This is a genomic window from Paraburkholderia sp., assembly GCF_050742655.1.
GTDB lineage: Bacteria > Pseudomonadota > Gammaproteobacteria > Burkholderiales > Burkholderiaceae > Paraburkholderia.
The window spans coordinates 93298-110568 of record NZ_JBOIGG010000018.1 but is presented as its reverse complement, the minus strand read 5'-3'; the positions used below and the strand labels follow the sequence as shown (position 1 = coordinate 110568).

The following is a 17271-nucleotide window of genomic DNA, read 5'->3' as shown; positions in this document are numbered from 1 at the left end:
CGGTCAGGACACGCCGAGAATGCGCTTCTGGATCTGGTCGACCGCTTCGTCGGTCAGGCCCATGCTCTTGCCAGCGGCGCCGGCTTCCTTCGCGGCCTCTTCGAATGCCTGGCGTCGCGCCTCGATCTGCCAGCGTTTCTGCAGGACCGATGCCTTGCCGAGCTCGGCAACGGCGCGCGCGAGCTTGGCGAGGTCGACCGTGTCCGGATCGACATTAATCTCCATCAGAATGCCGAACATCTTTTCCTGCGTGAGCCGCACGAGCGCATCGTTGACCGCACCGTCGTCATCCGGCGATGCCGCGACGACAGCACGCGCCTGTTCGGTGACGAGCTTGAGGGACTTGATGCGCTCCTCGAACGACTGCGCGTAACGGTGCAGTCCGGTCTTGCTGACCTGCAGACCGTACTGTTCGAGCGCGGTGTTCAGCTCGCTGACGACACCACGATAGTCGGAGAAGTTACGCTCAACCAGCTGCCGGTCGAGCCATTCCTTGACGGCCTTCGGCAGCGTTTCGATCTTCGATCGGCGCGGCACGTCATTCCCCCGGCTGCGGACGACGCACGCCCGGCACGCTCGTGCGTCCGGCCGCCACGTCACCGCCGCGTGCGGTGAGCAGCACCGCGTCGTCGTGCAGCGTAACGAGACCGATCTCGGCAAGCCACGCGATATCCGCATCAACCAGATCGCGCGAAACGATGTGGCCTTCGCTGTCGAGAAAGCGCTGGATCAGCGTGCGGTTGGCACCATAGCCACTCGTCACGGCGAGTGCGCGCAGGATCATCAGGCGCCGGTCGGCCTGTACGATTTCAGCGTAGCTCATGACTGCGCGCTCCCCTTCATCAGATGCTGCTGGATCAGCTGGAGCGTGTTCCGCATGCCCTTCATCTCGCCGGCCATCGACGACACGTTGTCGGACATGCTGTTGATGCGCGTATGGAGATCGCCGAGATCATTGTGCGTCGGCAGGAATTCGGCGGCCTCTTCGAGCCGTGCAAGCCGGTCGGAGTGTGCGCCGAAGCGCTCGTCGACACCGCGCGTGATGCGGTCGATACGCTCGTTGGTCGCCTTGTTCTTGTTGGCGAGATAAACGTAGAGTGCAACTGCCGTGTCGAACACGAAGTGAAACACTTCGAACAGGAATACATAGTCGGTGCCGCTGGCTTCGATCAATTCATCCCCCCGTCGTACTGGCGCGTGCGTTGTGGTGTTGACGGCATTTCTCCTGCCGTGCGGCTTCGTAGGCGATGATCTTGCGCTTCGTCTCGGCCGTATCGTTCGTCGATGCGGAGAGGGCCGGCACCCAGTCGCACCCGGTATCGACAACGTGCGGCACCGGTGGCGGAGGCACCGGACAGGACGCGGCGCAGCCGGCCAGCAACGATGCGTAGAGAACAGCGGAAAGCGTGATTGCGCGCAGCATGATCAGTCCTTGCGCAGTGCGCCGAGCTTGTCGAGCTGCGCGTCGAGCTGGTCGGCTGGAAGCGCGGCAGCCGACTGTTCCGCTGCCGCTTCGATCTTCACTGCATCGACCGCAGTCGCGCTGGCGCGGGCATCGGCCAGTGCGTCGACGGTTTGCGTCTGCGCGGCTGCTGCCTGTGCCTGCGCAGCCTGTATGACCGGCTGCTGCGACTTAACACCGGTCGAGCGGCCGTGAAACCATACGAGCGCGGCTGCCGCGAAGCCACCGAACACGGTGAGCAGTGTGCCAAAGTGTGCGGCGACGAAACTGATGAGGGTCATCATGATGTTTTCAACCTCTGGGTGTAGTTCTGCCCGCAGGTCGGGCAGTAGTAGATGACTCGCCCGCTCACCGGATCTGCGGTAACAAGGTCGAGTGGCGTGCTACAGGTCGGGCACGGGGGCGTCACCGGTTCTGCTGTCACGGGTTCCATGAGCCCACCGTAAAGAGTTGTTGATCGGCTGCGCGCCGCTTGCTGAGTCCATCGAGAACCTTGCCGTTCGCGAGATTCCATCGCACGAACTCACTGGCCGCGCCGGCGAAGTCACTCGCGTTCAGCCTGTGCAGCAATGTCGACGAGGCGAAGTGACCTTCCCCCTCGTTGAACACGAAATCGGCAAGCGCCGCCTTTTGCGCGGATGTGATGTCGACAGTGACGTGACGGTCAACGGCGGCACCAGCCAGCAGCAGTTGGCTGACCAGACGCGCGTCCGCCTGCGCCTGGGTCCAGGTGGTGTTACGGGTGACGTCGTTGCCCGTCGAGCCCCAGCCACAGGTCCAGGGTGACGCGTCGAGCGACGCATAGGCCGCCCGGTCACCGATCGAACGATCGGCGAGGTACGCAGACCACAGGCCGCTCTGTGTCATGGCCTGGCCTCGGGGCGACGCCGGATCACAGTAGGCGATCAGCTGGCATGACTCGAAATGCCGGGTAAGCGGCAGGCAGAGGGAAAGCCAGGGTGCGAGTGCGGGCTCCGCGTTCACGGGAACCACCGGAACCACTGGAGGGGCTGCTGCGCGCTGCGTCTGCGGGGCGGGTGTCGCAGGTGGTGCCGACAACGTCGCGGGCGTTGCAGCGGGCATCGTTGCGGACCCTGATGCCGGCGCCACAGCGGGAACAGCCGCATGCCGGAAAAGCGATGTGATGGCGCGGAGAATGTCACTGAGCAGCATTCCCGTCTCCCTGTGCCTGCGCCTCGGTCTTCACGGCTCGTGAGAGCTGGAGGAAGTGACCGCCCATGATCAGCACGAAGCCGCCAGTCGCGATCCAGTGTGCCCAGCCCGACGGTAACAACGCCTTCCACTCATCGGGAATCTCGCGCCACGTTTGCGCGAGGATCGGGCCAGCGCCGAACAGGAGCGCCATCGTCGCGGACAGGTGCAGTGATGTCAGGCGCAGCGGATGGCGCCAGTTGTCGGTCAGGTGAACGCGGAACGGGAAGGAGGGCATAGTCCGGGCGCGCGCGTGGGCGTGAATGGGGATGCCGTCATGTTGGGGGACGGCAACGCCCGGACGTAATTAAAGCGGTTGAATCAAGACACGCTGTTGCAGCGTGCCTCAGAAGAGCGCGGGCTGGCTCCGTCGACGCTCGATCTCGATGGCCTTGCGCACGATGTTGCGCAGCTGCATTTCGGACAGCCCGTACTTGCGCGCGAGCTGCGGGAAATTGTCGCCCCGGAACTCGCGGAATATCTCCGCGTCGCGTTGCGACAGCCTGTACGTGAGCGCGCGCGGAACGTAGATCTGCGTGCCACCGAACTCCGTGCAGATCGAATCGCCAACCAGCAGCGCCATGTCGGCAGCTATTCCCGGATGGACACCACGTTCGCAGAGATCGCGATAGACGAGTTGCCCGATGTGTTCGAGCAGCTCGGGGTAATCAGGCGGAAAGCGCATGGGCTCCAGGTGCATCACAGCATACCTCCTGTCGCGTCGAGGATCACGTGATTGTGTTTCATACCGATGCCGGTGACGCAAGCGTGAGCACGCGTGAGCGGCAACCCGTCGACAACAGGATCGTCGGTGAGGGAGAACTCGACGTGCTCGACGAGGACCGGTGCATGCGCGGGCATGCATTTCAGCGCTTCGATCAGGTCTGCGACTGTCATACGAAACCCCTTTCAGGTGCGTTCAACCCACTTCTTCATCGCTTCGATCACCCGGCTGGCCTGCTCGGCCGTGAGCCATTGAAGCGTGTCGACACCGGTCTGCCGTTTGACGTACGCGCATAGCGCGGCCTCGGACGAATTGCGCACGACGCCGCGCGCGTGCAGGTCAAGCCAGAGTGCGCGTATCTTGCTGCTCTGCGGATCGTCTGCAGCGGGTCGATCGCCAGTGGCCGCTTTGCCGGTCGGCTTGAAGCCGGAGCGCTCCAGATGACGGAGCACGCGCGAGGCCGCGAGCGGCGTCAGATCACGCGATGACCCGACGCCGCCGACCGAGCGCAACATCGCGCGATAGCTGTCTTCGTCCATCGCGAGCTGCTTCTTCGCGACATGAATCTTTGCGAGGGTCGACTTCGCGATCACCGCCGCCTCCTGAAGAAGCGTCGCAGATCCCGCCAGCACAGCACGAGCAGGAACACGACGCCCACCATAATGATGATGTGGTTGATCACGGCGCGTCCCCGGATTGCTCACCGAGTGCAGCCACCCGTTGCTCTTCCTGAACGAGACGGCCCTGCAGACGCTGCAGCGACTCGACCTTCTCGATATCCACCAGACCGTCGCCGACGATCATCCGAAGCCGCTCGCAGATCACCTCCATGTCGGCGATCGCAGCGGCCAGACCTGCACCCGAACTGCGGCCGCGCAGCAGGGACACCGCGACGCTCGCTGACAGGCGGCTGCATTCGTCGATTGCGTCCCATGCATGCGCGTGGACCGGCCAGAAATCGACGACACGACGGTAAAGCTCCCGCATCATTCCTCCGGATCTAGATGGCTGCGAGATCAAGACTGATCGGCATGTACTCTTCGCCGTCACCCACTCGCTCGTAGAGACGGATGTACGGCTTGCTGCCCGTCACGCGGATGCTGTCAACGATCGCGCGCATCGCGGTATTCCAGCTCGCGTCATCGATTGCCAGACGGCGCAGGCCGAGCACGCGGCCGGTATTCACATTGCCTTCCTTGTCGACCTGGAACGCTTCGTTGATCAGTGCCTTGACCTTGTCGTCCGAACCTTCCGTCCACGACCGGATGCATTCATCGATCAGCTCCTTCGCCGCCTGCAGCTGCTCGCCGAACTGGATGTGTTCGGCGATCTGCCGCACGACCTTGTACCGACCGTTGAAGGAGATCAGCGAGATGTTTCCCTTGCTGCCGCCGACCCTGACACCGTACTGTTCATTGCTGGCTTCGACGAACGCCTGGATGTCGGTGAACGCGCGCGCCTTGAACTCGGCGAGCCGCCCCTGCAGCTGCTTCGCCTGATCGACGAGAGACACGATGGTCTGATCGCGCAGCTGGTCGATGGGTTTCACCATCGACTGCGGTACGAGCCGGCCACGTGCGTCCCTCACGTAGCCGGCCGGGATGGTTTCTGTCTTGCTCATGGTGTGAAATCCTCGTAGGTGTTAATGCATGTGGCGGATGCGATCGCTCTCGATACGCTCCTGGAGCTTCTCGCGCAGCTGCTCACGCGTGGCCAGATACTCGTTCAGCAGCTGGCCGATCGTGTCGCTGTTCCCCTGCAGGTGAGCGAGCAGCACGGCGTTGATCAGGCCGGTCATCTGGATTGCCAGATCGTTGAAACGCGCCAGCTCGAAGAACTGTCCGAACAGTGCATCGTTTGCTTTGTGCAGTTCACGGCGCAGGTCTGCGACTGTATCGAACGCTTCGGGATTGGCCATTGTCGGCCCCTGGATCATTGACATTCATTGCTCCCTGGTGGTGAGTGGAACAGCGGGCACGACGATCTCCGGCAGGTGCGCGGACAACGGCTGGCTCCAGCACACGACGACGTTGCAGAAGTGCCCCCAGACGTCATAGCCGTCTTCGTTGCAGACCCGAAAATTGAGTTTCAGCATGCGGTCGAGCAAGGGCTTCAGCGACACGGCCATATCGCGCTCGATGCGCAGGGCGGGTTCGTCCCACGACACGCTGAGCACGCGGATACCGATCGAACGCAACTCGCGCTCGGCACGCGTGACCAGCGCAAGCTTGTCGGTGAAGCTCCCGGTCAGCACGCGAGGCTCGATCGATTCGACGAGCGGTGCGCAATGCGGTCGCTTCGCCATGCTGCCGTCCACCAGTCTGAGTTGAGGTTGCATGAAGGCTCCGGTTCAGTAGGCGCGGTATTCGCGCTCCAGTTCGAGGTACGCCGCGTCGATCGTGTCGGCGCCGATCTTGCGCGCGCCGATCTTCGCCGCGAGGTTCATCGCTGCAGCCGACCAGTTGTCGACAGCAAGCGGATACAGGTAGGAACGCGGCTGGTCTTTCGGGGTCAGCCGCGCAGTGAGCGCGTCGATTGCGTCGGCACCGAAGGCCGATGCGGCGTTGCCGAGGCGGTGCTTCAGGTAGTCCGGCAACTGCCGGTCGAGCGGTTCGAGCCGCACGATCTCGCAGCGCTGCCATACCTCACGGATTTCCATGTCGAACGGCGAGAGACGGCGTGCCAGTTCCGGCTGTCCGAGCAACAGGATCGACAGTAGCTGGCGACTGCCAGCCTTCAGTTCGTAGAAGCCCTTGAGGTGCCGCAGTGTCGGCACCGGCAGACGATGCGCCTCTTCAATCAGCAGCAGGTAGCGACGCTTCGGGTTGTCTTTCACGCCACGCGCGAGCGCGTCGCGGATCTGGATGTTGCGCGCTTCCAGCGAACGCTTCTGCTTCTCGTACGGCGCGACCTCGCGCATGATCGCCTCGGCGATGTGCGTGGCCTTCAGTGTCTTGCCGGCGTTATCGTTCGCCTCCATGCCGATGACGGACGGCTCGATCACGATCACCTCGGCGCGCTCGGCCAGTTCCTCGATCAGCAGGTCTTTCAGCGTCGTCTTGCCGGCCCCGGACTCGCCGATCAACGCGAGGAAGCCACCGTAACGTGCCTTCGTGATCATGTGCTCGTAGCCGACGCGCAACGCGCGACCCATGAAGGCTTCGCTGCGCGTGGTGGGCGGCATGAACGGATCACGGCCGAGACGGAAGAACTCAAGCGTGTTCGGTGTGAGGGAGACTTTCCGTATTAACATGTGGTGGTCCTCGCTTTCATCTGTGGGTTGGGAGGGGGATACCGGCGAAGTCCCGTTGGCGCGGGTCTTCGCCTTTTTCTTGTGCGGTGCGAACGCACTGGCAGCCTCGGTTTTCGGAACGCCGAGGGACACGAGTGCGTCGCGAACCGCCGCTTCGGCGGCTGCGCGCTCAACACGCGCCGGATAGGTTGCGTGATTGGCAAGCAGACTGATCGCGGTGCGCGAAAAGCCACTGACGCGCGCGACGTCGCCGCGTCGCAGGCCGTAGTCGTCGATGACACTGTTGAGTTTCAGCATGCTGCTTCCTGTCTGGTGGGCTGGTCGGGATTCCACTGGTCGGCAAGGCGCGCGATCTGATCCTCGCCGACGCCGTCCGGATAGCGACGCGAGAGCCATTCGAAGTACTCCGGTTTCCATGCATCGCCGATCTGCTGCTGCAGCCGCAGTGCAGCCTGCGTGGCGCTCAGCCTGCGGGCTTCGACAACGGGTACGTCGACATCGAGTCGCGTGCCGGCACGTGGCAACCACGTCGGCGCGGGCGTTTCTTTCGCAGCCTTGTACGGATCGAACTGCCCGCCGAGGGGCACGTAGCCCGGCCCCTTGCGCACGGCTTCGGCCTCCGTGATGCGCGCTTCGCCAGCGGAGCGTTTGAGCACTTCCTTGCGGTTGGTTTCGAGTGCTGTGTCGGCGAGCGCGTGGTAACCGGTACCGATCTGGATCGCGGTCTCGGGGAAGCCGTGCTGATCGCGGCGGATCTCCGGCAGCGGCATATGCACTTCGCTGCCATCCGCGTCCTCGAACACCGCCATCGCGGTATCACGCTGGAACGGATGCCAGTGCACGTTCAACCATGCGCCGCGCGTGACACCGGGCACGTCGATCACGTTCCAGCTGCGGTTCCTGAAGCGCACCGTCATGTCGCCCTCGACACGGCGCTTCTCCGGCTCGCTCGTCGCGAGCGAGAGCAGCGTGTTTTCGTCAGGTGTCACACGCAGCTGGTCCGGCGTGATCTCCATCCATTTCGCGTAGCGGGCAAGACCGTGCCGCGAGTGTTCGCGCGTCGAGTTGAAATGTGCCTGGTAGACATCGGCGAGGTGGTTGAGATCGTCGAACGAACGCACTTCGTTGCGCACGAATTTCAGGCCCGATTCGAACTTCGTTTCGACGATGTCCTGTCCCTTCTCGACGCTACCCTTGGCCCGCGCGTTACCGGGCCTGTTGACGATCAGTTCGATCTCCAGACGCTTGCAGAAGCGCTTCACGAGGTTCGCTGCGGTCGCGCCCGGATCGACCATCAGGTAGAGCGGCGCGCCGTGGAACGGATCGCCCTTCTTTTGCGCCATCGCCCATGCGAGAAAGCGCACGGTATGCTGGCCGGACTCGGCGTGCGGGTAATAGCGCCAGCGAATCGTGTCCGAACAGTGGTCGGTAGCGACATAGCGGATCACGCGGAACGCCTCGATGGCCTTCAGGTTCTCAGGCTTGTTCTTGTAGTGCACACCGTCCTTCAGTTCGTACAGCCCGACACCGCCTTCGGGCAGGTAGTACACGACGCATATCGACGCGTCGACCTGCCAGCAATAGTTCGGATACGGGCTGGACAGGCGCACGTGCGGCGTCGGCGTGCGCAGTTGCTCGGGATGTAGCTGATAGGCTCGCAATGCACGTGCGATGCTGGAGTCGGAGAGCAGGACCAGCTCACCCGTCGCGGCATCGATGCGCTCGGCACGGATCAGGCCAGCCGTGCGCAGCTGCGCAACGAGGTCAGTGAGTTTGCCACGCTGCTTGCCGTGGCCGCTCAACGTCTCCATCAACGCAGCCGACACGGTTAGCGCCTCATCGCGCGTGAGGGCAAGCGTGCCTGCATCGTTGCGACGCTGACGGTCGCGTACGACATGCGCATCGAGATACCGGTACGCTGTTGGCCGGGACACACACAGTTCGGTAGCGAGCGCGAGAACGAGATCACGCTTGCCGCCGCGTGGCGCCAGCTCGATGCGCTGCGCGAAGTCGGCAATGATCGCCTGTTGCTGAGGGCTCGGTGGCATGATGGCCTCAGGCGTTGCGTTTTCCACGACCGTTCCCGTTCGCCTTTCCGTCCGAGATCGTCGCCTTCACATGCGCCCAGCTCGGGTCGGCCTCGATGCTCATGTTGACGCCGGCCGTCTGCGGTGTGATGTCGAAATCGGCCGCGAGGCTGCGCAGCGCGGCAAAGATATTGCCGATCGCCGACGCACACGACTGTTCGACCAGGTGTCGGTCGGCACCATGTGTGTCAATCGATGCCATCGCCGTCCCAAGCGCCGCACGCATGCCCGCCGAGATCCGCGCGACACACTGCACCGATTCCTTACCAAGCTCTTCGAGATTTTCCTGCGCGAGGAACTCCGGTGTCGGCTTCGATCGCGAGAGCTTCTCCTTCAGCTTCTGGATCGTCTTCTGGTTCTCACCGGCGACGGCGTCCTTGGCTTCGATCTGTGCGCGTGATTCGCGAAACGCAGCGCGCAGCTCGGACACCGACATGCGGTCGCACTCGTCGAGCATCGCACCGTCCTCTACGATGGCGTCGAGAGATGCGTCGTCGAGCAAAGCAAGTTCGTAGATCTTGCTGGTATCCAGTGACAGCAGTGGCTTCAGGTGCTCCTTGTTCCAGAACTTGAGCGCGACACCGGCTACGCGACGTGCGGTGTCGGGCGAGATGCCCATCTGCGCAATTGCGTGGCCATACATGCCGCGCGGCAGTTCGCGACAGGTCAGGACGATGCGGCCCAGCTCAAGGATGTCTTCCACGAATCGTTTCGCACGCAGGGAACCTTCTGCAACGAGGCGTCCCAATGTGTAATCCTTGAAACCGTACTTCTCCAGCGCCAGCGCGATCTGTGCGTCGTCTTCCCGCTGCACGATGTTCATGTGTGCTTCGGCCTGTACGATCGCAGTTGCATCGGCGCGACTTGTGATTGCTTTTTTGCGTGTAGCCATATCAGTCACTCCCGGTTGTAGCGTTGCTCAAAAGTTTCGATCGCCGCGCGGTGCCGTCCGAATTCCTCTGCCGTCGCGCGCGAGACCTGCACGATCTTCGGCGTGAGACGCCAGCACTCCTCGCGACCGGGAATGCGCTCGGCAACACCTTCCTCCGCAAGCGTCTCAAGATCGCGCAGCGCGTTAGGCATGCTCGTGGCGAGTTGCTCTGCGATCGCTTTCAGGCGCAGGCCGTCGACGACATGGCCCTGAAGAATCCAGATGGCGCGAATCGCGCGACGTGTGGACAGGCGGTCCTGCTTTTCCGTTACTCCTTGCATGTGAACTCCAGATCGGGTTGGTCAGCACGTTCGACATTGCCGTGATGCCAGGCGAGCGCGCACATGCCGGCATGAATTGCGGCGAGGGTCTCGTCGGCCTGGCGGCGACCGACTGCGAAATCGAGGATCGCGCCGACAGCATCGTTAAGCACTGTCTGCAGTTCCCGGACGTCGACGGGCGCGACGGTGCGTCCGGTCGGAACGGGAATTACGAGATTGCCGCTCGACGCCGCGAGATAGCGCGATACGAAATTGACGCCGCAGACGTTTTCGTAGACGGGGATCAACGTGGCCGGCATGCGGCCCGTCGCCTGGTACTTGTATAGCGAGTCGTCGGTGATCGCCATCAACTCGGCGATCCGCTCGACCGACAGGTTGCGTTTCTCAGATGCATAGTCCTTGCCGAGCCGGAACGCCTGGGGCAGTGACGTAGGAACTATGCGATTCCAGTTACGGCGACTCATTGGAAGACCTCCTTTCGCTTCGTTTCCAAACAAATTTCTGATTCGAAACGGTAGAATCGACTTGCACGGGATGAAAATGCGGTCATCGCAACCAGTGCAGGAACTGTGAACATGACCGAAGACGATCTGACCAGCCTGTCGGCCCGCATTGATGGCATCGGACACACGCTGCTGCATCTCATCGCGGAGCTCGAAATTGAAGGCGTGATCGATGGCCCCAGGTTTTCCGGCGCATTGCACCGATGGGGCTTGGACCGGCAAAGGAACGCACCGCATTACTGGACAAGCGGAGGCGTCGTATGCGAACTGGCTGATCGTCTTGATGACGCGCGGAGTCGCCGATCAGCGGAGCGTTGACGGGGAAACCGTGGATGCATGCATCACGCATCACGCTGCCTCCGCGTGGCCGATCGGATTCAGCTGGAACTCGGGATAGCGGCCCGGCCACGCAGTTTCGGGATCGAGCCCAGAGCGTTCGCAGATACGGCGTGCGATTCGACAGGATTTCGATCGACCGTAGACGACGTGATGGACGGCAGTTTCGGAAACACCAAGCTCGCGAGCAATACGTGCTTGCGAGTGGCCGGCCTTGCGAAGCTGGGCTGAGATATCGGCGGGGTGCATGGTCAGGGACAAAAACCGCACGAACGGTTTTTGTTAATTCCTTAAGGTGATAGCTTGCGTTAAGTATGGGAGATCAATCTCCCATAGTCAAGGGGTGTTTAGGTGTCTTTTCAGGTGGATCTAGAGGCTATCGGACAACGCATCGAGTCTTTGCGCGGAAATCTGTCGCAGGCAGATTTCGCGGCAAAGCTCGGCGTTGATCGCAAGACGGTAGGAACGTGGGAGCGTGGAGAGCGATTGCCAGACACCCGTGCGCTGGTGGGGCTTTGGCAGGAGTTCGATGCGGACCCTGCCTGGTTGCTAACTGGATCTGGATTCGCACCGACCACCACGGAAGACGAGCGTGAGTTGCTCGCGCTCTACCGATCTGCTCCGTTGGAAGTTAAGGTTGCAGCGATTGGAGCGCTTACAGCAGGAGGAAAGCCGTCAAAGAGCGGCTCGAAGCAAAAGCAGGTATTCAAGGCCCCTGTTGGGCAACAGCTCAACGTCGAGGGGGGCCTCTCTCAAACCGGTCTTAGCTTTTTCTCGAAGGAACGGAAAAAGAAAGTGTAGGAACACTCGTCATGAAACAAGAATTCACACAACCTACGGGACAAGCTGTCCAGGCCAAGACAGCGCACATTGCCGATCAGTCGTCGGCTGCGAATACCGGTGACGTTACCGGCAACGTGGCGGGCCACGATTTCACGCAGATCAATAACTTTCACCATGCAGAGGGAGACGAACCCTTAGACGACGATAGAAAGCAGCAGCTGAGCCGACGTGCCGGCATACTCGAAACAAAATACGGGTTGCCGAAATGGAAGAGCCGCCGGGAGGTCATCGAGATTCTTGGCGTCATCAGCCAGGATGTCATGCGGGCCAAACACTTTTTGCGTGCCAACAAGGTCTACGATCTTCTCTTCGAGATTGAGGAACACAAGGCTAAGGCCGCAGAGGGAGGCGATAAGGTCGTCGATCTGCGAAATTCAGATCAGCTCAATGCGGTCATCACGTCGCTGAAAGAACGTATTGCCGATCTCACGGAAGAGCTTGATCAGGTCAAAGCCGATCACCGGACTCCATCGCCTGTACCCGTAAAACAGAGGGGCTTACGGCATCGCCTGTTATTTGCAGCCGTCGCCGCAGTGTTCGTACTTGTTGGCCTTGGGTACGTTTATAAAATCCAGCACGCCAATTCGAGTCCGTTGAACGTCAGCGCCGCTTCGCCCCTAGTGACAGCAACGGATTCGCCGTCTGCTGCAGGCACATGTCAGGGGCGCACGAAGCCCTATCCCATCGGCTCGACCGTTCATAACGACAAGGGCGGTCTTAGCGAGTGCGTTGCCGGCGATGCTGGCAAGCCACCGAAGTGGCGCGCGGCACGATAGCAGTTGAACGAGGGAGGCATCATGCAGCGAAATTTTCTACGTATTGGAGACCGTTCATCGGCTGGTGGTGTCGTGGTCAACGGTATCGAGAAGACGTATTGCTATGACCGCGAGCTGACATATGTGGGCGCGACCGTCACCTGCCCTGTGTGCAAGACAACAGGCAGGATCGCCGCACGTGGACCGCGATGGCCCGGCACGATGATGGACAAGGTGCCGGCGTTCGAAGGTGACGTTTGCGAATGTGCCTGTCCGACGCCGCCGACAATGATCGCGTCGCAGGACACGATGTTTGAGAAGTATGAATCGCACGAGCTTGCGGGTCTGGGATTCAGCGAGAATGGCGGCCCGCTGGAAATCGCCTCGTTGATGCCGGAACCCTCGTCGACGTTATGCTTGTCCTGCCTGATCGCAGCGGCTCGCAACGGTGCGGCGATGATTGCTCGAGGATAACGACCATGGTGCTCGAATCGTACTTCTCAGCACGACAGTCAGAGATATCCATTCCGATTCATCTGTACGCCCTGTTCGATGGCCTGCATTACGCCGAGCTTGAGGATGCCCCCATGCTGGAGCGTCACCCGTCCGGTGCGATCGCGTTGTTCGACGGCACGCGTGACGCGTCGCTGGCCGACGCCGGGCCGTGGCTCGTCGCATATGAATATCTCGGGCCAGAGGCGCGTGATGCACTTGCCAGACTGGCGAGTGGTCCTGAAGGCGTGAACTGGTTGATCAGCGCTTATGCGATGAACCATCTCGCTTCCGAATTGAAGGAACGGCTCGATACGCGATTGCCTGATGGGCGCACAGCGTTACTGCGCTACTACGATACACGCGTGATGCGACATCTCGCGCCACTCCTGGGCGTCAGTGAGCGCCTCGATTTCTTCTTTCCGACTTTCGACTGGTGGCTGGAATTCGACGGTCAGGCGATGAAGGTGCACCCCAATGCTTGAGCTCACTGAAAACATGCTCGCCGGTCTTGCCGAAGGCGAGGGCCGTAACTTCGTCTCGGACGTCCAGCGCGATATTGTGCAGGCCGATCCACGCGTGGGAGCTGATCCCGCGCTATCGCAGCGGTTGTGGCGTGCGTTCCAGGCCGCACGTGAGCTCGGAATTTCCGAGAGCACACACCTGGCGCAGTTTCTGAAGATCGAGGCATATGCGCCGGACTTCTATCGGAAGCCCGCATTCCGAAGGTGGATAACGATGCCTGCGGGTACACCAGATGAGCGGTTCGAAGATTACGTGCGAGAGGTAGTGTGGCGCTCTCAGCATCCAGATAGTTTGAAAGGAGGCATGACACATGGCCGGAGCACTGATTCCCCTCTTGGCGGGCGCAGCGGTGGAATTGGGTCCCGCCTTGTCGACTATTGGAACCGCGTTGCTGGGCGGAGCAGCAGTAGCCGGAACGGGTAGTCTCGCGGGAGACACGACAAAACCGGCGAGCGATTCGAAATCGAAAGCCGAGGCGGTGCCGCGTGCACTCCCGAACTCGACGAAGAAATGCGATCAGTGTCCGCCTGAGCAAACCGGTCGGAAGTTGCGCGTGAGGCATGGCGTGAACTGGCCAGCGTACCAATACCAGGCGCGCATCACAGGATATGCATTCGACACTGAGGCGTGCGAGTGGAGCGACGAATGGGAGTGGCTTGGCGTCGACTTCGATGGTTTTCATGCAGAGGAATGCCTGCTACAGGAAGCCAAAGGAGACTACGATCAGTTCTTCAATCCGAAAACTGGTAAGCCATACAGATGGTTCTCGGGGCTTGTCACCATTCAGGAACAGATCGAAGTTCGGGCAACGCTTGTCAAAGCCAACCCGCCGACGCGCCTGATGTATTACTTCCAGACGCCGCTGACCCATGCATATTTCAGATCGTTCCTCGCGCGCAGGGGAGTTCTGTCAATCACCACTGGATAGCTATGGAAATCCTGACTGTTTTTCGGGCACCTGATGTGACGCCGAGGAAGCTGGTCGACTGCCTCGTGCAATTGGGCGAGATCGCGAGAGTTCTTAACGGTCATGTTCCCAGTCTCAAAGCGTGGTACCTCACAGGCAACACACTTGATGAGGCCCGTCAGCATAAGGTATTCGACATCGACTGGACGCCTACCGACGACGCGTTATCTATTTTGCAGGCCGAGTTCGCAGGCTCATGGGATCGTGCCCATTACGTCTCCATTTGGGACGGGAACGACGATGACGAAGCGTCTGTATCGATGGAGTATCTGATTTCCACTGCCGATTCGCCGAAGGAGATCAAGATCGACTTCAATGATGAGTCGACGTTGGCGAAGGCAGGTATGGTTGATGTCGTCGCTGAACTGGCTTCATCAACCTCAGCGTCATACGTGACGGTCGCACCGTATGGTTACTTCGACCGTCAGGCTTTTCCCGACAAACCAGGCGCGGGCTGGATGCTGTATCTGGCGAGAGCACTAAAGACGAAAGATGTACCCGAAGCGGGCGAGCTGGTTGCCGTACATGGCGCCGATGGCAAGCAGCTGGGCACCATCATCATCAGCGTCGCAGACGACGTGTTCTCGATCGATAACCCCGCACACCTGGAGATCGCTCACAACATCGAAGCGCGATTGATATCGAACGGCTGGTTGCCGCGCTTCGTGGATGTCTGATTTCAAATGACAACGGCCGCGGAACGCAGCGCGTCCGCGGCCGACCCGGTATGTACGATCTCGCGTTACAGGTGCTTGAGCAGTTCGATCAACTGTTCGAGTCGCGCGAACTCAGCTTCGAGCGCGGTGGCGACTTCCGCTTCGGCACTCTGTACCGCAGTGCGCAGACGCGACACGATGCCTGTTGCTTCAGCGTGCGGATGCACGTCGGCGCCGGGATCGCCTGCGGTGCCCGACGTGCCGTCGACGGGCGATGCACTCGCTGCAGACGATGAGGTGTTGCTTGCGGACGCGTCGGCCGCAGTCGACGCAACGCCGCCACCGTTTCCCGCATCAGCCGAACCATCGTCCCCAGACAAGGGCGGCGAAGACTGCTCCCCCACATCACCATTCGTCGTCGTTACACCAACTACAGAGGCCGAGCCCGTCAAGGTCATCGACGTGCTGTTCGCGACCGCAGCCGTCGCATCGCTGCCAGTAGCCGAAAGGATCTGCTGGGCTCCAGCTTCCCCCGTGTCGGACGTGCCAACCTCCTGCATCGTATCGGTCGGGTTCGAGGGATCGGCAGCACTGCCCGACACCGCCAGCGAATCATCGGCCATGTACATCGGCAACGCTGCCGCCAGAAGAAAGTGAAAAAGCTTCGAGGGTTTCATGACCTGCTCCAGAAACGTTAATTGAGGGAAATCTGCTTTAGCGCTTCAGAGGGCTGCGGAAGGAGTTGCTGCACCCGTTGCCGCGACCTCAGGCGAAGCGCCCGACGTAACGCGTTTAACGGGCACCCGCACGGCCTTTCGTAGTCCACTCTCGACGAGATGGAACGGCGCATTGCGCACGTAGCCTGAAATCCAGGCATCGCGAGCCCACTGAGGCCAGTCACGTCCGATTGCGTGAACGATCACGCATGGGATACCCTGAGACTGCGCCCTGCGTCCTCTCGCTTCAAATGCACCGCGACCTGCCAGCGGCTGTTCCATCGCTCCTCCTGCACCCTCTTTGGCGAATTGCAGAACCTTCATCGTGGTTCGCGACACCCGCCATCAATAACTAAATTCCTTTAATGCCGGTAACGGGAACGTGCTCGCCAGAATGGGCAGCATGAACACCCGTGCCGCTTCTTCCCGCTCCCAGCCGAACATCGGCTTTGCCGCCTGCGCGATCGATGTCGACGCGGCGCTCGCCGGACGTGCACAGATTTTCCCGCTGGGTACGTTCCGCGCGAACGATGGCCGGCCCGCTGACGTCGGCGCCTGGCGCGTGACGCCCGAGATCGCCGCACGCATGGCCGCGACCGCCGCTTCGCGTGGCACGGACACGAGCTTCGACTACGAACACCAGACACTGCGCGCGGTCGAGAACGGCAAGCCCGCACCGGCAGCCGGGTGGTTTCACACCATCGAGATTCGCGACGGCGCCGTATGGGCAACCGGCATTGAGTGGACGCCGGCCGCGCGACAGATGATCGAGTCGCGCGAATACCGCTACACGTCGCCGCTCTTCACGTACGACAAACAGAGCGGCAACGTGCTTTCGCTTTTCAACATCGCGCTCACCAACACACCAGCGATCGACGGCATGGATGCCGTTGCCGCGAGCGCGATCGCCGCACTCTCGTCTCAACCTCTTCCGGAGAATTCGATGGATGAACTGCTCGAACGCCTGCGCTGGATGCTCAACCTTCCGGTGACCGCCACGGCCGAGGACATCTCGGCGCAGCTCGACAAGCTGAAGGAAATGATCGGCGAGACGGCAACCGCCGCGACCGGCTTCTCGCTCACGGCACATCTGCACGCGCTCGGCAGCGAGCTGTCGACGACGAGGACTGCACTCGCTGCAGCAAGTGCACAACCCGGCACGGGACAACCCGACCCGGCGAAGTTTGTGCCGATGGACCAGTTCGCCGCCATGCAGAACCGCGTGGCCGAGCTCTCTCGCCAGCACGAAGACCGCGAGCGCAACGAGCAGCTCGACGCCGGTCTCGCGGACGGCCGCATCCTGCCCGCGACGAAAGCGTACTGGGAGACCCAGCCGCTCGCAGCGCTCTCGACGTACCTGAAGGTCGCGCAGCCGATGCCGGCACTCGCCGGCATGCAGTCGCGCGGCACCCCGCCAGCCGGTAGCGACGTCGGCACCGCCGCATTGTCCGCCGACCAGACTGCGATCGCGAAACGCATGGGGCTCGACCCCGTGAAGTACGCGAAGGCGTTGGGTCTTGGAGGCTGA

29 protein-coding genes are annotated in these 17271 nt (G+C 61.5%); 8 read left to right on the top strand and 21 right to left on the bottom strand.

What is annotated here, in order from left to right; translation table 11 throughout:
• Positions 1-3 precede the first annotated feature (3 nt).
• From ACREXZ_RS23820 to ACREXZ_RS23730, 19 genes are all read right to left on the bottom strand, one after another.
• On the bottom strand, positions 4-537 hold the full coding sequence (locus ACREXZ_RS23820) for a DUF3486 family protein (RefSeq protein WP_431766574.1): 534 nt from the start codon (positions 535-537) through the stop codon (positions 4-6).
• Between the two features lies 1 nt (position 538).
• Positions 539-823 carry a VpaChn25_0724 family phage protein gene (locus tag ACREXZ_RS23815; RefSeq protein WP_431766573.1) on the bottom strand — a complete coding sequence of 95 codons (285 nt, stop codon included), beginning with the start codon at positions 821-823 and terminating at the stop codon, positions 539-541.
• Positions 820-1173 (bottom strand): hypothetical protein, encoded by a 354-nt coding sequence (locus tag ACREXZ_RS23810; protein ID WP_431766572.1) that lies wholly within the window; start codon positions 1171-1173, stop codon positions 820-822. The genes ACREXZ_RS23815 and ACREXZ_RS23810 overlap by 4 nt, the downstream gene beginning before the upstream one ends.
• Before the next feature lies 1 nt (position 1174).
• Positions 1175-1423, bottom strand: a complete 249-nt coding sequence (locus tag ACREXZ_RS23805; protein ID WP_431766571.1) for a hypothetical protein — start codon at positions 1421-1423, stop codon at positions 1175-1177.
• Between the two features lie 2 nt (positions 1424-1425).
• The gene (locus tag ACREXZ_RS23800) at positions 1426-1746 is read right to left on the bottom strand and encodes a hypothetical protein (protein ID WP_431766570.1); all 321 of its coding nucleotides are present in this window, start codon (positions 1744-1746) and stop codon (positions 1426-1428) included.
• Between the two features lie 136 nt (positions 1747-1882).
• Positions 1883-2329, bottom strand: coding sequence for a lysozyme (locus ACREXZ_RS23795; RefSeq protein ID WP_431766569.1), 447 nt, complete (start codon positions 2327-2329; stop codon positions 1883-1885).
• 292 nt (positions 2330-2621) lie between these two features.
• Positions 2622-2912 carry a hypothetical protein gene (locus tag ACREXZ_RS23790; RefSeq protein ID WP_431766568.1) on the bottom strand — a complete coding sequence of 97 codons (291 nt, stop codon included), beginning with the start codon at positions 2910-2912 and terminating at the stop codon, positions 2622-2624.
• A gap of 108 nt (positions 2913-3020) precedes the next feature.
• The gene (locus ACREXZ_RS23785) at positions 3021-3359 is read right to left on the bottom strand and encodes a Mor transcription activator family protein (protein WP_431766567.1); all 339 of its coding nucleotides are present in this window, start codon (positions 3357-3359) and stop codon (positions 3021-3023) included.
• Positions 3360-3373: 14 nt separating this feature from the next.
• Complete coding sequence (locus ACREXZ_RS23780) at positions 3374-3571, bottom strand: hypothetical protein (RefSeq protein ID WP_431766566.1); 198 nt, start codon at positions 3569-3571, stop codon at positions 3374-3376.
• Between the two features lie 12 nt (positions 3572-3583).
• Entirely contained in the window at positions 3584-3991 is a 408-nt protein-coding gene (locus ACREXZ_RS23775) for a gp16 family protein (RefSeq protein ID WP_431766565.1), read from the bottom strand.
• Between the two features lie 85 nt (positions 3992-4076).
• Positions 4077-4388 (bottom strand): hypothetical protein, encoded by a 312-nt coding sequence (locus ACREXZ_RS23770; protein WP_431766564.1) that lies wholly within the window; start codon positions 4386-4388, stop codon positions 4077-4079.
• A gap of 10 nt (positions 4389-4398) precedes the next feature.
• A complete protein-coding gene (locus tag ACREXZ_RS23765; protein WP_431766563.1) occupies positions 4399-5019 on the bottom strand; it encodes a DUF3164 family protein in 621 nt (206 codons plus the stop codon).
• 21 nt (positions 5020-5040) lie between these two features.
• Complete coding sequence (locus ACREXZ_RS23760) at positions 5041-5340, bottom strand: hypothetical protein (RefSeq protein WP_431766562.1); 300 nt, start codon at positions 5338-5340, stop codon at positions 5041-5043.
• Complete coding sequence (locus ACREXZ_RS23755; protein WP_431766561.1) at positions 5341-5736, bottom strand: hypothetical protein; 396 nt, start codon at positions 5734-5736, stop codon at positions 5341-5343.
• Between the two features lie 12 nt (positions 5737-5748).
• Positions 5749-6948: an ExeA family protein gene (locus ACREXZ_RS23750; protein WP_431766560.1), complete on the bottom strand. Its 1200-nt coding sequence runs from the start codon at positions 6946-6948 to the stop codon at positions 5749-5751.
• Positions 6942-8699: an integrase gene (locus tag ACREXZ_RS23745; RefSeq protein WP_431766559.1), complete on the bottom strand. Its 1758-nt coding sequence runs from the start codon at positions 8697-8699 to the stop codon at positions 6942-6944. The genes ACREXZ_RS23750 and ACREXZ_RS23745 overlap by 7 nt, the downstream gene beginning before the upstream one ends.
• A 7-nt stretch (positions 8700-8706) precedes the next feature.
• Positions 8707-9630 carry a hypothetical protein gene (locus ACREXZ_RS23740; RefSeq protein ID WP_431766558.1) on the bottom strand — a complete coding sequence of 308 codons (924 nt, stop codon included), beginning with the start codon at positions 9628-9630 and terminating at the stop codon, positions 8707-8709.
• A 5-nt stretch (positions 9631-9635) separates the two neighbouring features.
• The gene (locus ACREXZ_RS23735) at positions 9636-9950 is read right to left on the bottom strand and encodes a hypothetical protein (protein ID WP_431766557.1); all 315 of its coding nucleotides are present in this window, start codon (positions 9948-9950) and stop codon (positions 9636-9638) included.
• Positions 9938-10414: a hypothetical protein gene (locus tag ACREXZ_RS23730; RefSeq protein WP_431766556.1), complete on the bottom strand. Its 477-nt coding sequence runs from the start codon at positions 10412-10414 to the stop codon at positions 9938-9940. The genes ACREXZ_RS23735 and ACREXZ_RS23730 overlap by 13 nt, the downstream gene beginning before the upstream one ends.
• 111 nt (positions 10415-10525) lie before the next feature.
• On the opposite strand from ACREXZ_RS23730, the gene ACREXZ_RS23725 reads away from it, so the two are divergent.
• Positions 10526-10771, top strand: a complete 246-nt coding sequence (locus ACREXZ_RS23725; RefSeq protein ID WP_431766555.1) for a hypothetical protein — start codon at positions 10526-10528, stop codon at positions 10769-10771.
• Between the two features lie 30 nt (positions 10772-10801).
• Here the strand turns inward: ACREXZ_RS23725 and ACREXZ_RS23720 are convergent, their stop codons facing one another.
• A complete protein-coding gene (locus tag ACREXZ_RS23720; protein ID WP_431766610.1) occupies positions 10802-11038 on the bottom strand; it encodes a helix-turn-helix domain-containing protein in 237 nt (78 codons plus the stop codon).
• Positions 11039-11140: 102 nt separating this feature from the next.
• Between ACREXZ_RS23720 and ACREXZ_RS23715 the strand changes: the two genes are divergently transcribed.
• From ACREXZ_RS23715 to ACREXZ_RS23690, 6 genes are all read left to right on the top strand, one after another.
• The gene (locus tag ACREXZ_RS23715; protein ID WP_431766554.1) at positions 11141-11590 is read left to right on the top strand and encodes a helix-turn-helix domain-containing protein; all 450 of its coding nucleotides are present in this window, start codon (positions 11141-11143) and stop codon (positions 11588-11590) included.
• Between the two features lie 11 nt (positions 11591-11601).
• Entirely contained in the window at positions 11602-12408 is an 807-nt protein-coding gene (locus ACREXZ_RS23710; RefSeq protein WP_431766553.1) for a hypothetical protein, read from the top strand.
• A 21-nt stretch (positions 12409-12429) separates the two neighbouring features.
• Positions 12430-12861: a PAAR domain-containing protein gene (locus ACREXZ_RS23705; RefSeq protein ID WP_431766552.1), complete on the top strand. Its 432-nt coding sequence runs from the start codon at positions 12430-12432 to the stop codon at positions 12859-12861.
• Between the two features lie 5 nt (positions 12862-12866).
• Positions 12867-13364, top strand: a complete 498-nt coding sequence (locus ACREXZ_RS23700) for a DUF4123 domain-containing protein (protein ID WP_431766551.1) — start codon at positions 12867-12869, stop codon at positions 13362-13364.
• Between the two features lie 350 nt (positions 13365-13714).
• On the top strand, positions 13715-14332 hold the full coding sequence (locus ACREXZ_RS23695; RefSeq protein WP_431766550.1) for a restriction endonuclease fold toxin 5 domain-containing protein: 618 nt from the start codon (positions 13715-13717) through the stop codon (positions 14330-14332).
• A gap of 2 nt (positions 14333-14334) precedes the next feature.
• Entirely contained in the window at positions 14335-15048 is a 714-nt protein-coding gene (locus ACREXZ_RS23690; protein WP_431766549.1) for an Imm52 family immunity protein, read from the top strand.
• Positions 15049-15113: 65 nt separating this feature from the next.
• Here the strand turns inward: ACREXZ_RS23690 and ACREXZ_RS23685 are convergent, their stop codons facing one another.
• Complete coding sequence (locus ACREXZ_RS23685) at positions 15114-15704, bottom strand: hypothetical protein (RefSeq protein WP_431766548.1); 591 nt, start codon at positions 15702-15704, stop codon at positions 15114-15116.
• A gap of 442 nt (positions 15705-16146) precedes the next feature.
• On the opposite strand from ACREXZ_RS23685, the gene ACREXZ_RS23680 reads away from it, so the two are divergent.
• The gene (locus tag ACREXZ_RS23680; RefSeq protein ID WP_431766547.1) at positions 16147-17271 is read left to right on the top strand and encodes a phage protease; all 1125 of its coding nucleotides are present in this window, start codon (positions 16147-16149) and stop codon (positions 17269-17271) included.